Source organism: uncultured Massilia sp. (genome assembly GCF_913773735.1).
Lineage (GTDB): Bacteria > Pseudomonadota > Gammaproteobacteria > Burkholderiales > Burkholderiaceae_D > Telluria.
In genome coordinates this window covers 12,667-26,144 of record NZ_CAJYEB010000009.1, presented here as the reverse complement: position 1 = coordinate 26,144, position 13,478 = coordinate 12,667, and the positions used below count along the sequence as shown (strand labels likewise).

Below are 13,478 nucleotides of genomic sequence, written 5' to 3'. Positions count from 1 at the left end.
CAAGACATCGCCGACCAGGCGATCGACGGCGCCGCCCGCATCCCGGGCGGCGCCATGCCCAGACCTTTGCCCGTACCGGAAACCGACATGAACATGAAAACCACGCTGCTCTTCCCCGTAATGCTCCCCGTATTGCTCGCCACCACCCTGGCCGCCGGCGCCGCCGAACAGCCGCTCGACTTCGCCGGCAACGCCGTGCCGCGGGAGACGCGGGCCGACCAGGTCATCGTCATCACCGCGGCCACGCGCCACGTCAACGTCACCGGCGGCTCGGTCGTGCGCTTCGTCGTCGGCGACCGTTCCTTCACCTGGAACTTCCAGAACGGCGTGGCCCACGTCGTGCCGTTCGACCTGGCGCGGATCGCGCCGCCGGGCCTGGTCGACCATCGCGTCACGACCTACGTGTCCGACAACCCGCTGTACCAGAACAACTGACGCGGGAACGCGCATCGCCCGCCTGCGGTAAGATGGCGGGCTATGCGCAAGGATCTCGACCATGGACTGCTGCACGCGATGACGGCCTTCGTGCACGTGCTGGACGGCGGCAGCTTCACCGCCGCCGCCGGCCACATGGGCATCACCAAGGCCCAGGTGTCGCGCCTGGTGACGCTGCTGGAAAACCGCCTGCAGGCCAAGCTGCTGCACCGTACCACGCGGCGCATCGCCGCCACCGATGCCGGCGCGCGCTATGCCGGCCAGTGCAAGGCCATCCTCGACATGGTGGCGCAGGCGGAAGGGGAGGTGGCCGGCACCGGCCAGTCCGCCGGACGGCTGCGCGTGATGTGCATGACGGCCTTCGGCAACCGCTACGTGACGCCGCTGGTGGCGCGCTACTGCGCGGCCAATCCGCGCGTGACCCTCGACTACAGCGCCTCGCAGGATCCGCCCGACCTGCTGGCCGAGGGCATCGACGTCAGCGTCTACCTGGCCCAGTCCCTGCCCGATTCCGCCCTGGTGGCGCTCAAGCTGGGCCGGATGTTCTCGGTGCTGTGCGCGGCGCCGGACTACCTGGCGCGCTGCGGCGCCCCGCGCCATCCGGACGACCTGGCCCGCCATACCTGCCTGCGCCTGGTGAATTCCTCGGTGACGTCGCATTGGGAGCTGGACAACGGCACCGACCACGTCAGGCTCGACCCGCAAGGCCCGCTGGTCGGCAACGCCGCCGAGGTCGTGCTCGACGGCGCGCTGCGCGGCCTGGGCATCGCGATGCTGCCGTTCTACAGCATCGTCGAGGACATCGAGAACGGCCGGCTGGCGCGGGTACTGCCGGGCTGGCGCTCGCCCGAGATCGGGATCTTCGCGCTGTTGCCGTCGGGCCGCTTCGTCGATGCCAAGACGCGCGCCTGGATCGACCTGCTCAAGCACGCGCTGCCGCCGGCCCTGGCGCGCGACGCGGCGCACTTCGCCTGATCAGCCCTGCGCCACGCTGACCCGCGCGAAGCGCAGGTTCTCGAACACCTTGATGCGCCCCGTCAGCGGCCACCAGTCGTACAGGAAGATCTGCACCGGCCGCCACATCGCCACCCAGCCGATGATGGTCAGGCTCTCGCGCGCGATCTTCGCGGTGGGACCGGCGCCGAAGCTGGCGACGACTTCCGCCAGCGACAGGCAGGCCGCGACGAAGGAGAAGCCGATCAGCAGGCTGGTGCGCCCCTCGCGCAACAGCTGGCGCAGCTGGCCGCGCACCAGCCCGATCTTGTAGCCGTAGTAGTTGTGGATGGCGTCGGCGACCAGGTCGCCGGCCTGCTCGGGCGCGTCCAGCCGCTCCACGCAGATCGACAGGTGCAGGCGGCTCTGGCGCGGCAGCGCCATCGCCCAGTTCTCGATGTATTCCTCGCAGGCGCGGTCGAGGTCCTTGTTCAGGAAGGGCGCCGGATCGAGCGAGTTGAACAGCTGCTGCAGCTCGCGCACGCGCAATTCCAGCGTGTGGGTGGGGAGTTGGCTGATGTGCATGGGGCAAGGGTAGCGCAGCGCGGCGCGCGGCGCCAGCCGGCTTCAGGCCGTCTCGATGACGATCTTGCCGAACGCCCCGCGGTCCAGGTGATCGAAGGCGGCCGGCAGGCCGGCCAGCGGGTAGCGCGCATCGATCGCGGGTTTCAAGCCGATGCGGTCGACGGCGCGCACCAGGTTTTCCAGCGCCCGGCGGCTGCCGGTGCCGATGCCGTGGATCGTCACGTCCTTCAGCATCAGGGGCATCGCCGGGGCGGCCAGGTCGAAGCCGTCGAGCGCGCCGATCTGGCAGACGTGGCCGCCGACGGCCGCGGCCTGCACCGACTTGCCGAGGTGGGCGCCGCCGACGACGTCCAGGACGTGATCGGCGCCGCGGTCGGCGGTGAGCGCGTACACCGCGTCGAGCCAGTCGGCGCGGCTGCTGTCGATGTAGTGGTCCGCGCCCAGCGCGCGGGCGCGCGCCTCTTTGCGCGCGCGGCCGGACACGATGACCTCGGCGCCGTGCGCCTTGGCGATCTGCAGGCCGAACAGCGCGACCCCGCCGGTGCTGGGAATCAGCACCGTGTCGCCGGCGCGCACGCGGGCGCGTTCCACGAGGGCGAACCAGGCCGTGACGCCGGCGCAGGGCAGGGTGCAGGCCTCGGTATCCGCCAGCGTGGCCGGGGCATGGACGAACCACGCTTCGGGCATCGCCACGTAGTCCGCCAGCACGCCGGGATAGTGGCCGCCGAGCGTGCGGTAGGCCGGCGTGCGCGCATCGCCGGGGCGCAGGCCGTCGATCCAGTCCGGCATGAAGGTCGAGATCACGCGCTCGCCGACGGCGAAGCGGCTGGCGCCGGGGCCGGCCGCGACCACTTCGCCGGCCAGGTCGGAACCGGGCGTGAACGGAAACGCGAGCGGCAGGCCGCGTCCGGTCTCGACGACCATCTTGTCGCGGTGATTCAGGGCGACCGCCGCCACCTTCACCAGTACCTGTCCCGGTCCCGGGGCCGGCACGGGCACCTCGCGCAGGGTGAGCCGGTCGCGTCCGATGGCGTCGATCTCCCAACGCCGCATTGTCCTTGCCATGATGTCGTCCTGTCTCGTCGATGATGGGACGTAGTCTGGCATGGGCGATTGATGAAATGAATACCCTATAATCGGCACGTGTTGTTGAGCATGGTGCATCAATATGAAAGGTGGCGATTTTTCCGAACTGTTCGCGTTCGTGACCGTGGCGTCCGAGCGCAGCTTCCGCCGCGCCGCCCAGCGGCTCGGCGTGTCGCCGTCCGCGTTGAGCCACACGATCCGCGCGCTGGAGGAAAGGCTGGAGACGCGCCTGCTCAACCGCACCACGCGCAGCGTCGCCCCGACCGAAGCCGGGCAAGCCCTGTTCGCGCGCCTGCGGCCGGCGCTGGCGGAGGTGGAGGAGGCCGTGCGCGATGCGGGCACCCGCCCCGACCGTCCCACGGGCGTCGTGCGCATCAACCTGCCGCGCAGCGCCGCCCAGCTCGTGGTGGCGCCCTTGCTGGCCGACTTCCTGGCCGCCTATCCGGGCGTCCGGCTCGACCTGGTGATCGACGACAGCATCACCGACGTCGTCGCCGGCGGCTTCGATGCCGGCATCCGGTCGGGCGAACTGGTGCACCAGGACATGGTCGCCGTCAGGCTCACGCCGGACCTGCGCATGGCCGTCGTCGGCGCGCCCGCGTATCTCGCGCAACGGCCGCCGCCGCGGGAGCCGCGCGACCTGCACGGGCACGCCTGCCTCGGCTACCGCTGGCGCGAAACGGGCGTGCTGCAGCGCTGGCGCTTCGACGGTCCGGAGGGATCGATCGACGTCGATGTCGAGAGCGTGCTGACCGTGAACGACACCAACGTCCTGCTGGACGGGGCGCTGCGCGGCGCCGGCCTGGCCTACCTGGTCGAGAGCCTGGTGGCGCCGCACCTGCAGCGCGGCGAACTGGTGCGCGTGCTGGAACCGTGGTGCCGGCCGTTCGCCGGTTTCTACCTGTATTACCCGGGCAGTACGCGCATGCCGGCCGCGCTGCGCGCTTTCGTGGATTTCGTCAAGCTGCGGGGGCCGTCGTCGGGAGGAGGGACTTGAAACGACAACGCCACCCGGAGGTGGCGTCATCGACATGCTGCTGAATTCTTGGTGGCCCGGGGCGGAATCGAACCACCGACACAAGGATTTTCAATCCTCTGCTCTACCAACTGAGCTACCAGGCCAAGAGAGGCATGATTATAGCCAGCGCTTTGCGGGATCGCAAGTCCTGCCGAGCGATTTTTTGGGCCGGCGCAGGGGACAGGGGGCCCGAACGACGAAAACCGGACACGGCGAAGGGTCTATAATGTCTCCATGACCACACAGACCTCTTCCTCCGCCACTTCCCGCCCCGACGCCCGGCATGCCGATGCCCGCCAGGGGATCGTCCACAGTAGCGATGTCTGCATCGTCGGCAACGGTGCGATCGCCAAGACCGCCGCGCTCGGCCTGTCCCAGGCCGGCCACAGCGTGACCCTGCTGGTGCCGCCCGCGCGAGCGGCGACGCAGGACGGGGCGGCGGGCGCGGCGCCGTGGGATACGCGCGTGTACGCGCTGAACCACACGGCGCACACGCTGCTGTCGTCGCTGAAGGTATGGGGCGCGCTCGACATGGCGCGCGTGGCCACCGTCGACGCGATGGACGTGCAGGGCGACGGCCCGCAGGCGGGCCACCTCGGCTTCGACGCCTTCGGCGCGCATGCGGGCACGCTGGCCTGGATCGTCGAGGACGGCAACCTGGGCCAGGCGCTCGACGCCGCCCTGCGCTTCGCCCGGAACGTGCACGTGGTCAGCGGCCGCGCCGTGCGCCTGGCCACGGATGCCGAGCACGCGACGGTCGAGCTGGAAGACGGCGCCCGCATCGAGGCCCAGCTGGTCGTCGGCGCCGACGGGCGCCAGTCCTGGGTGCGCGGCCAGTGCGACATCGGCATCGACTACCGTTCCTACCACCAGCGCGGCGTCGTCACCAATTTTTATTGCGAAAAGCCGCACCACAACGTTGCCCGCCAGTGGTTCACCGGCAAGGACGGCATCGTCGCGCTGCTGCCGCTGCCCGGCAACCGCGTGTCGCTGGTGTGGTCGGCGCCGGATGCGCTGGCCGACACCATCATGAACGAATCGCTGGGCGAGCTGGCGATCCGCCTGGGCGAATATTCGGAATCCACGTTGGGCGTGCTGCGCCCGCTCGAGCCGGAACAGCTGCCGACGCCGCCAATCCAGGCGATCCCGCTGCTCTTGATCCGCCCGCACGCGATCGTCGCGCCGCGCGTGGCGCTGGCGGGCGACGCCGCCCACGGCGTGCATCCGCTGGCCGGGCACGGCATGAACCTGGGCTTCGGCGACGTCGTCGACCTGTTGAAGGTGCTGGGCGCGCGCGAGGCGCAGCAGGGCATCGGCGACGAGCGCGTGCTGGCCCGCTACGCGAGAGCCCGCAAGGAAGACGTGCTGTTGATGCAATTCGCCACCGACAGCCTGGAGCGCCTGTTCGGCGCAAATCTGGAACCGCTGCGCGTGGTTCGCAATTTGGGATTAAACTTGCTGGATAAGTTGCCTATGGTTAAGCGTCGGCTGATTGCCCATGCGATGGGCAGGTAACGATCCACACAGAAAGAATTGGGAATTTCAGTCATGCTCAAAACGAAGCTCGCCGTCCTGCTGGCGACCGGCCTGATGGCGTCCTGCGTCGAGGCGCAGAATTCGGTCGAGGCGACCATCAAGAAGGCCGTCGAACCGCGCCTGGGCGGCGCCAAGATCGAGTCGGTCAAGGAAACGCCGTACGGCGGCCTGTACGAACTGCGCGTCGCCGGCGACATCCTGTACACCGATAAAAAGGGCGAGTACCTGTTCATCGGCCACGTCTACGACGCCAAGACCACGCGCGACCTGACGCGCGAGCGCATCGACGACATCAACAAGATCAAGTTCTCCGACCTGCCGTTCGAATCGGCGATCAAGCAGGTCAAGGGCGACGGCAAGCGCGTGATCGCCGTGTTCGAGGACCCGAACTGCGGCTATTGCAAGCGCCTGCGCCAGACCACGCTGAAGAACATCGACAACGTCACGATCTACACCTTCATGTACAACATCCTGTCCGAGGATTCGTTCGTGAAGTCGAAGAACATCTGGTGCGCGCCGGACCGCGCCAAGGCCTGGGACGACTGGATGATCAACGGCAAGGCCGCGCCGGCCGCCGCCGCCAGCTGCGAGTCGCCGAACGAGAAGGTGCTGGCGCTGGGCCAGAAGATGAAGATCCAGGGCACGCCGGCGATCTTCTTCGCCGACGGCACCCGCATCCCGGGCGCGATCGACCAGAAGGCCCTCGAAGCCAAGCTGGCCACCGTTAAGCAGTAACCGGTTGCAGTACCGAGCAGCAAGCGCCGCACGCCTGGCCGGGTGCGGCGTCGTCGTATCGAGACATAGAAAAACACGTTTTTCCACATCCACTAGGGAGCCGCAATGGTCACTTTGAACATCAACGGGCGCGACCTCCAGGTCGACGCCGATCCCTCCACGCCCATCCTGTGGGCGCTGCGCGACAACCTGAACATGACGGGCACCAAGTTCGGCTGCGGCGCCGCCCTGTGCGGCGCCTGCACGGTGCACCTGAACGGCGAGCCCATCCGTTCCTGCATCACGCCGATCTCGGCCGCCAGCGGCCAGAAGATCACGACCATCGAGGCGATGGCGTCCGACAAGGTCGGCAAGGCCGTCCAGGACGCCTGGGTCCGGCACGACGTGCCGCAATGCGGCTACTGCCAGAGCGGGCAGGTGATGAGCGCCACGGCGCTGCTGCGCACCAACAAGACGCCCAGCGACAGCGACATCGACAACGCCATGAGCGGCAATATCTGCCGCTGCGGCACCTATCAACGCATCCGCGCGGCCATCAAGGATGCCGCCAAGACCCTGGCCTGAGGAGGACGACATGCGAGCTGAATGGTTCAAGAATGCCGGCGCAACCGGCGGCATGGCCTCGCGCCGCGGATTCCTGAAGGCCGGCGCGGGCGCCGCCGGCGGCCTGGTGCTGGGCTTCATGCTGCCGGGCGGCGGCCGCCTGGCGCGCGCGGCCGAGGCCAAACCGGTGGTGTACGCGCCGAACGCCTTCGTGCGCGTGGCGCCGGACGATACGGTCACCGTGATCGTCAACCGCCTCGAATTCGGCCAGGGCGTGCACACCGCGCTGCCGATGGTGATCGCGGACGAGCTGGACGCCGACTGGCGCCAGATGCGCAGCGAGCTGGCCCCGGCCGGCGACGTCTACAAGGACCCGGTGTTCGGCATGCAGATCACCGGCGGTTCGGGCACCATCGCCCACTCCTTCACCCAGTACCGCGAAGTCGGCGCGCGCGCCCGCGCGATGCTGGTCGCGGCCGCGGCGCAGCAGTGGAACGTGGACCCTGCCAGGTGCCGCACCGACAAGGGCACGGTGATCGGCCCGGCCGGCCAGAAGGCCCGCTATGGCGCGCTGGCCGATGCCGCCGCCAGGCTGCCGGTGCCGCAGGCGGTGACGCTGAAGGACCAGAAGCAGTTCCGCTACATCGGCAAGCCGATGGCGCGCCTGGATGCGCGCGCCAAGTCCACCGGCAGCCAGCAGTTCGGCCTGGACGTCAAGCTCGACGGCTGCAAGGTCGCCGTCGTCGCGCACCCGCCGGTGTTCGGCGCCAGGCCGGCGACGTTCGACGCCGCCAGGGCCAGGGCAATCAAGGGCGTGGTCGCCGTGCTGGAGATCCCGGCCGACCGCGGCGGGCGCGCCGTCGCCGTCGTCGCCGACGGTTACTGGCCGGCCAAGCAGGGCCGCGACGCGCTCGCGATCGAATGGGACACGGCCGCCGTCGAGAAGGCCGACAGCGCCCGGCAGCTGGCGCAGTTCACGGAAACCTCGAAGACGCCGGGCGCGTCGTCGCGCAAGGCCGACGTGTCGAAACTGGCGAACGCGCCGAAGAAAATCTCGGCCGTGTACGAGTTCCCGTATCTGGCGCACGCGCCGATGGAACCGATCAACTGCACGGTCGACCTGAAGGACGACGCCTGCACGCTGTGGGTGGGTTCGCAGTTCCAGACCGGCGACCGGGCCGCCGCCGCCGCGACCGCCGGCCTGAAGCCGGAACAGGTGACGCTGCACACCATGATGGCCGGCGGCGGCTTCGGCCGGCGCGGGGTGCCGACCTCGGACTTCATCGTCGAAGCCGTCAACATCGCCAAGGCCTACAAGGCCGCCGGCAACACGGGCCCCGTGAAGATGATCTGGAGCCGCGAGGACGACATCAAGGGCGGCTACTACCGCCCGTCGCACGTGCACCGCGCCGACCTGGGCCTGGACGACAAGGGCAATATCGTGGCCTGGAACCACGTCATCGTCGGCCAGTCGATCGCCGCCGGTACCCCGTTCGAAGGCTTCATGATCAAGGATGGCGTCGATTCGACCATGGTCGAGGGCATGGGCGAGCCGTATGCCGTGCCGCTGAACCTGTCGGCCCACATCGCCAAGGCCAACGTGCCGGTGCTGTGGTGGCGTTCGGTGGGCTCGACCCACACGGCGTTCGTGATGGAGACGCTGATCGACGAGGCGGCGCATGCGGCCGGCGCCGACCCGGTGGCCTACCGCAAGAAGCTGATCGATCCGAAGCATGCGCGCCACCACGCGGCGCTCGACCTGGCCGTGGCCAAGTCGGGCTACGGCAAGAAGGTGCTGCCGAAGGGGCATGCCTGGGGCGTCGCCGTGCACGAGTCGTTCAACACCGTGGTCGCCTACGTGGTCGAAGCCTCGATCAAGGACGGTGCGCCGAAGCTGCACAGGGTCACCGCCGGCGTGCACTGCAACCTGGCGGTCAATCCGCTCACCATCGAGGCGCAGATGCAGGGCGCGGCGCTGATGGGCCTGGGCATGACGCTGCCGGGCGCCGCCATCACGCTGAAGGACGGCGTGGTCGAGCAGCAGAACTTCGGCGACTACGTGGTCGCGCGCATGAACGACATGCCGCACATCGACGTGCACCTCGTGCCCTCGCAGGACGCGCCCACCGGCATCGGCGAGCCGGGCCTGCCGCCGCTGGCGCCGGCCTTCGCCAACGCCGTCTTCAGGCTGACCGGCAAGCGCCTGCGCAAGCTGCCGTTCGACCTGGCGGCGGCATGACGGCGGCGGCGTCCCCGGCTTCCTTCCCCGTCGGCATCCTGATGGCGGCCGGCCGGGGACGCCGTTTCGATCCGGCCGGCGTGCGCAACAAGCTGTTGCAGCCGCTGGCCGGCGCCGGTATTCATGATGAGCCGGTGGTCGCGGCCAGCGCGCGCAAGCTGCTGGCCGCGCTGCCGCGCGTCGTCGCGGTGGTGCCGCCGGACGATGGCGGCGTGGCCGCGCTGCTGGCGGGACTCGGTTGCATCGTCACCACCTGCCCGCAGGCCGACAGCGGCATGGCGGCGTCGCTGGTGCATGCGCTGCGCCATGCGCTGCAGGTGCTTCCCGGGGCGCCGTCCTGGCTGGTGGCGCTGGGCGACATGCCGCACGTGGCGCCCGCCACGCTGGACGCGCTGGTCGCCGCGCTGGCGGCCGGCGCGCCGATCGCCGCCCCCGTCATGGACGGGCGGCGCGGCAATCCGGTCGGCTTCGGCCGCGTCCACCTCGACGCGCTGCTGGCGCTGCGCGGCGACCAGGGCGCGCGCGCGCTGCTGCGGGCCGCGGCGGTCACCGAGATCCCCGTCGACGACGCCGGTATTTTCCGCGACGTCGACACGCCCGCCGATTTATAGAATTCCAGCGCCTGGAGAATCCGATTACACTACGGCGCATCAAGAGAGATTCTCCAGAACCATGAAAAAAACAACCCAGAAGAAGCAGGCCGCCGTCCAGTACACGATCGTGCCGAAGGACCTGGCCGGGCACCTGTTCAACGTCACCGTCACGGTGGCGGCGCCGGACCCGGAGGGCCAGGTGTTCGCGCTGCCGGCATGGATCCCGGGCAGCTACATGATCCGCGAGTTCGCGCGCAACATCGTGCGCATCCGCGCCGAGAGCGCCGGCCAGCCGGTGGCGCTGGCCAAGCTCGACAAGCATTCCTGGCGCGCCGCGCCGGTGGCCGGTCCGCTGGCGCTGCACTACGAAGTCTATGCCTGGGACCTGTCGGTGCGCGCCGCCCACCTCGACCAGACCCACGGGTTCTTCAACGGCACCAGCGTGTTCCTGCGCGTGCTGGGGCAGGAAGCCACGGCGCACCAGGTCGACATCCAGCGTCCGTCCGACCCCGCCGCGCGCGCCTGGCGCGTGGCGACCTCGCTGCCGGAACTGGGCGCCAGGCGCTACGGCTTCGGCACCTACGTCGCCGCCGACTACGACGAACTGGTCGACCACCCGGTCGAGATGGGCGACTTCGCGCTGGGCGGCTTCACGGCGCACGGCGTGCGCCACGACATCGTCATCACCGGCCGCGTGCCCAACCTGGACATGGCGCGCCTGGAGCAGGACCTGAAGGCCATCTGCGACACCCAGATCGCGTTCTTCGAGCCAAAGACGAAAAAGGCGCCGATGGACCGCTACGTGTTCCTGACGATGGCCGTCGGCGACGGCTACGGCGGCCTGGAGCACCGCGCCTCGACGGCGCTGATCTGCTCGCGCGCCGACCTGCCGACCACCGCCGCCGTGAAGACGGCCGAGCCGAACGAGGGCTACACCAAGTTCCTGGGCCTGTGCAGCCACGAGTACTTCCACACCTGGAACGTCAAGCGCATCAAGCCGGCCGTGTTCGCCCCCTACGACCTGCAGGTGGAGAACTACACGCCGCTGCTGTGGCTGTTCGAGGGCTTCACCAGCTACTACGACGACCTGATGCTGGTGCGCAGCGGCATCATCAGCGAGGCGACCTATTTCAAGTTGCTGGGCAAGACCATCGCCAGCGTGCTGCGCGGCAGCGGCCGCACCAAGCAGAGCATCGCCGATTCCAGCTTCGACGCCTGGAGCAAGTACTACCGCCAGGACGAGAACGCGCCGAACGCCATCATCAGCTACTACACCAAGGGCTCGCTGGTGGGCCTCGCGTTCGACCTGACGATCCGCGCCAGGACCGGCGGCGCGAAGTCGCTGGACGACGTCATGCTGGCGCTGTGGGAACGCTACGGCCGCGATTTCTACAGCGGCGGCGCGGGGGGCGGACGCGGCGTGACCGAGCAGGAGGTCGAGGCGCTGTTCGACGAGGTCGCCGGCGTGCGCCTGAAGTCGATCTTCGACCGCTACATCCGCGGCACCGAGGACATCCCGCTGGCCAAGCTGTACGCGCCGTTCGGCGTCAAGGTGGTGGAGGAGCGCAAGAGCGCCCGTCCGTCGCTGGACGCCGGCATCGGCCGCGACGCCGGCGGCGCCAGGCTGACCCAGGTGCACGAAGGCGGCGCCGCGCACCAGGCGGGCCTGTCGGCGGGCGACGTCGTGATCGCCGTCGACGGCCTGCGCGTGAACGGCAACCCGTCGAACCTGGACCAGCTGTTCGCGCGCTACCGCGTCGGCGACACGGTGGAGGTGCACGCCTTCCGCCGCGACGAGCTGATGCGTTTCGACGTCACGCTGCAGGGCGACCGCGTGCCCTGCGTGCAGGTCGCCGTGGCGCCGGGGACGCGCCGCGTGGTGACGGTGAAGCGGCCGAGCGCGAGCTGAGGGCCCATCCGACGCGGCGCCTTGTCGTCTAGTCCAGCCCGGTCTTGCCCGGCACCCAATAGGCCTTGGCCGTCAGGCGGCCGGCCGGCATGCCCAGCATCTTGAGCGTCCGGCGCATGCGCTGGATGAACCACGACCTGCCTGTGAGCACGAACTGCGCGCCGTCGGCGGCAAGGCCGGACAGGCGGCACTCGATGTCCGCGACGTGCGCATCGTCGTGTCGCTTCTCGAACGGTTCGACGCTCTTCAGCCCGAGCCGCGCGAGGACTTGCCGGACAGGACGGCAGGCGTCCGTTTCGACGAGGCCGTGCACGCCGCCGGGCGCCTGGCCGGACAGCGCATGGATGAGGCCGAGCGAGGTCTCGTCGCCGAGCACGACCACCGGTCCCGGGGCGCGGCCACGCAGATCGATGGAAGTGCGCGGCCCGAATACATGGCAAGCGTCGCCATGGCCGCCGCGGCTGGCCCATTCGCTTCCCGGACCGGGGCCGTGGGCAAAGGCGAGGATGCGCAGGCGCCCATTGTCCGGGTCCCAGTCGAGCGGGGTATAGGTGCGCGTCGCCAGTCCCGTGCCCATGCGTACCTGGATTTTCTGGCCGGGCACCCAGCCGGCGCCCCGGAACTGCGGGCTCTCGAGCGTGAGCAGGTAGAAGCGCTCGGCCACCCGTTCGCGATCGATCACGACCGCGCGTTTCATGAACAGGTCCGTCAGCGTCTGCTGGAACCATCCCGTCCGACCAGTCGCCTCCACGCCGGACGCCGGCGATGCGGCCGTCATCGGACCACCCCTGTGAACACGTTGCCGCTGTCAATGAGCGGCGCCGCCAAGGACCGGTCGGCGGTCCGGGCATCATGGCAAGGTCGCGGCAGCGTGCCGGCGACGGGGCCGTTGTCGAGTGAATACATGCATGTTCTCCTTGTTGGGTCGACGGGGGCCGGCGCCTGACGAAGTGTGCACCGCTGCCTGCATGGTAAAAGGGTTTGCATTTGACGGCATTGGGCAAGATTGACAGAATATTTGGAAATCCTGCCAATCGATCCCCGCATGCCCCTGCTGAACGACCAGAGTTTCCCTTCCGACTGGGTGCAGCCGGACACGGTGCCGCGCCCCGTCGTCACCTACGGCATCATGTCGGATCGCCTGGGCAAGGTGGAGCTGGCGTTCCACCGGCACGAGAAAAGCCAGTTCATGCTGACGCTACGCGGTGTCCTCAGCTGCGAACTGGAGGGTGGACTGTGGATCGTGCCGCCGCAAAGCGCCATCTGGATCCCGAGCGGGGTGCTGCACAGCGTGAAGTTCTCTGGCAGCATCGAGGGCTACAACGCGTTCATCGATCCGGCAGTGTGCGGGGACCTGCCTGCGAGTTGCTGTACCTTGTCCACGACGCCGTTGCTGCGCGAACTCCTGGTCCGCGCCGCGCATTTGCCGCTGCTGTATCCGGAGGAAGGCATGGCGCAGCGCCTGGTAGCCCTGCTGCTGGACGAGATGGCGATCGCGGCGCCGGGCAAGCTGCACCTGCCGATGCCGTCCGACGAGCGCCTGCGCAAGCTCGTGGACATGATCGTGGCCGATCCCGGCGACCGGGTGACGATGGATGCCTGGGCGGCGCGTGCCGGCATGAGCGAACGCACGCTGGCGCGCCTCATCAGCCGCCATACGGGCATGAGTTTTGGCCGTTGGCGCCAGCAGCTCAGGATCATGCTGGCATTGCAGCTGCTCGCCAAGGGGATGTCGATCCAGCAGGTTGCCGATCGCCTGGGCTACGAGAGCGCCGGCAGCTTCGTGACGATGTTCCGGCGCATGCTCGGTGCGCCGCCGGGACGCTATATGGCTCAGCAGCGGACGTAGCGGCGGACGCGGCGGCG

The 13,478-nt window shown here is 69.2% G+C and carries 13 protein-coding genes and 1 tRNA gene; 10 read left to right on the top strand and 4 right to left on the bottom strand.

Annotation, left to right across the window (positions count from 1 at the left end):
• Positions 1-87: 87 nt before the first annotated feature.
• Both QZ749_RS03220 and QZ749_RS03215 read left to right on the top strand, forming a co-directional pair.
• Positions 88-435 (top strand): CzcE family metal-binding protein, encoded by a 348-nt coding sequence (locus QZ749_RS03220; protein WP_296943173.1) that lies wholly within the window; start codon positions 88-90, stop codon positions 433-435.
• Between the two features lie 42 nt (positions 436-477).
• Positions 478-1,410, top strand: coding sequence for a LysR family transcriptional regulator (locus QZ749_RS03215; protein WP_296943171.1), 933 nt, complete (start codon positions 478-480; stop codon positions 1,408-1,410).
• On the opposite strand, the gene QZ749_RS03210 is transcribed toward QZ749_RS03215, so the two are convergent.
• Positions 1,411-1,953, bottom strand: coding sequence for a hypothetical protein (locus QZ749_RS03210; protein ID WP_296943169.1), 543 nt, complete (start codon positions 1,951-1,953; stop codon positions 1,411-1,413).
• A gap of 42 nt (positions 1,954-1,995) precedes the next feature.
• Positions 1,996-3,018 carry an NAD(P)-dependent alcohol dehydrogenase gene (locus QZ749_RS03205; protein WP_296943167.1) on the bottom strand — a complete coding sequence of 341 codons (1,023 nt, stop codon included), beginning with the start codon at positions 3,016-3,018 and terminating at the stop codon, positions 1,996-1,998.
• Between the two features lie 103 nt (positions 3,019-3,121).
• Between QZ749_RS03205 and QZ749_RS03200 the strand changes: the two genes are divergently transcribed.
• A complete protein-coding gene (locus QZ749_RS03200; RefSeq protein WP_296943165.1) occupies positions 3,122-4,036 on the top strand; it encodes a LysR family transcriptional regulator in 915 nt (304 codons plus the stop codon).
• Positions 4,037-4,085: 49 nt separating this feature from the next.
• Here the strand turns inward: QZ749_RS03200 and QZ749_RS03195 are convergent.
• Positions 4,086-4,161, bottom strand: a tRNA-Phe gene (locus tag QZ749_RS03195).
• Between the two features lie 130 nt (positions 4,162-4,291).
• Here QZ749_RS03195 and QZ749_RS03190 point away from each other — a divergent pair.
• The 6 genes from QZ749_RS03190 (at position 4,292) to QZ749_RS03165 (ending at position 11,612) form a co-directional block, all read left to right on the top strand.
• A complete protein-coding gene (locus QZ749_RS03190) occupies positions 4,292-5,572 on the top strand; it encodes an FAD-dependent monooxygenase (protein ID WP_296943163.1) in 1,281 nt (426 codons plus the stop codon).
• 33 nt (positions 5,573-5,605) lie between these two features.
• Positions 5,606-6,328 (top strand): DsbC family protein, encoded by a 723-nt coding sequence (locus QZ749_RS03185; protein ID WP_296943162.1) that lies wholly within the window; start codon positions 5,606-5,608, stop codon positions 6,326-6,328.
• Positions 6,329-6,433: 105 nt separating this feature from the next.
• The gene (locus QZ749_RS03180) at positions 6,434-6,892 is read left to right on the top strand and encodes a (2Fe-2S)-binding protein (protein ID WP_296943160.1); all 459 of its coding nucleotides are present in this window, start codon (positions 6,434-6,436) and stop codon (positions 6,890-6,892) included.
• Positions 6,893-6,902: 10 nt separating this feature from the next.
• Complete coding sequence (locus tag QZ749_RS03175) at positions 6,903-9,110, top strand: xanthine dehydrogenase family protein molybdopterin-binding subunit (RefSeq protein WP_296943158.1); 2,208 nt, start codon at positions 6,903-6,905, stop codon at positions 9,108-9,110.
• Positions 9,107-9,721 carry a nucleotidyltransferase family protein gene (locus QZ749_RS03170; RefSeq protein WP_296943156.1) on the top strand — a complete coding sequence of 205 codons (615 nt, stop codon included), beginning with the start codon at positions 9,107-9,109 and terminating at the stop codon, positions 9,719-9,721. The genes QZ749_RS03175 and QZ749_RS03170 overlap by 4 nt, the downstream gene beginning before the upstream one ends.
• A 61-nt stretch (positions 9,722-9,782) precedes the next feature.
• On the top strand, positions 9,783-11,612 hold the full coding sequence (locus QZ749_RS03165; RefSeq protein WP_296943154.1) for a M61 family metallopeptidase: 1,830 nt from the start codon (positions 9,783-9,785) through the stop codon (positions 11,610-11,612).
• Between the two features lie 28 nt (positions 11,613-11,640).
• Here the strand turns inward: QZ749_RS03165 and QZ749_RS03160 are convergent, their stop codons facing one another.
• On the bottom strand, positions 11,641-12,309 hold the full coding sequence (locus QZ749_RS03160) for a siderophore-interacting protein (protein ID WP_296943152.1): 669 nt from the start codon (positions 12,307-12,309) through the stop codon (positions 11,641-11,643).
• A gap of 348 nt (positions 12,310-12,657) precedes the next feature.
• Between QZ749_RS03160 and QZ749_RS03155 the strand changes: the two genes are divergently transcribed.
• On the top strand, positions 12,658-13,461 hold the full coding sequence (locus QZ749_RS03155) for a helix-turn-helix domain-containing protein (protein WP_296943150.1): 804 nt from the start codon (positions 12,658-12,660) through the stop codon (positions 13,459-13,461).
• The last annotated feature ends 17 nt before the right edge of the window (positions 13,462-13,478 follow it).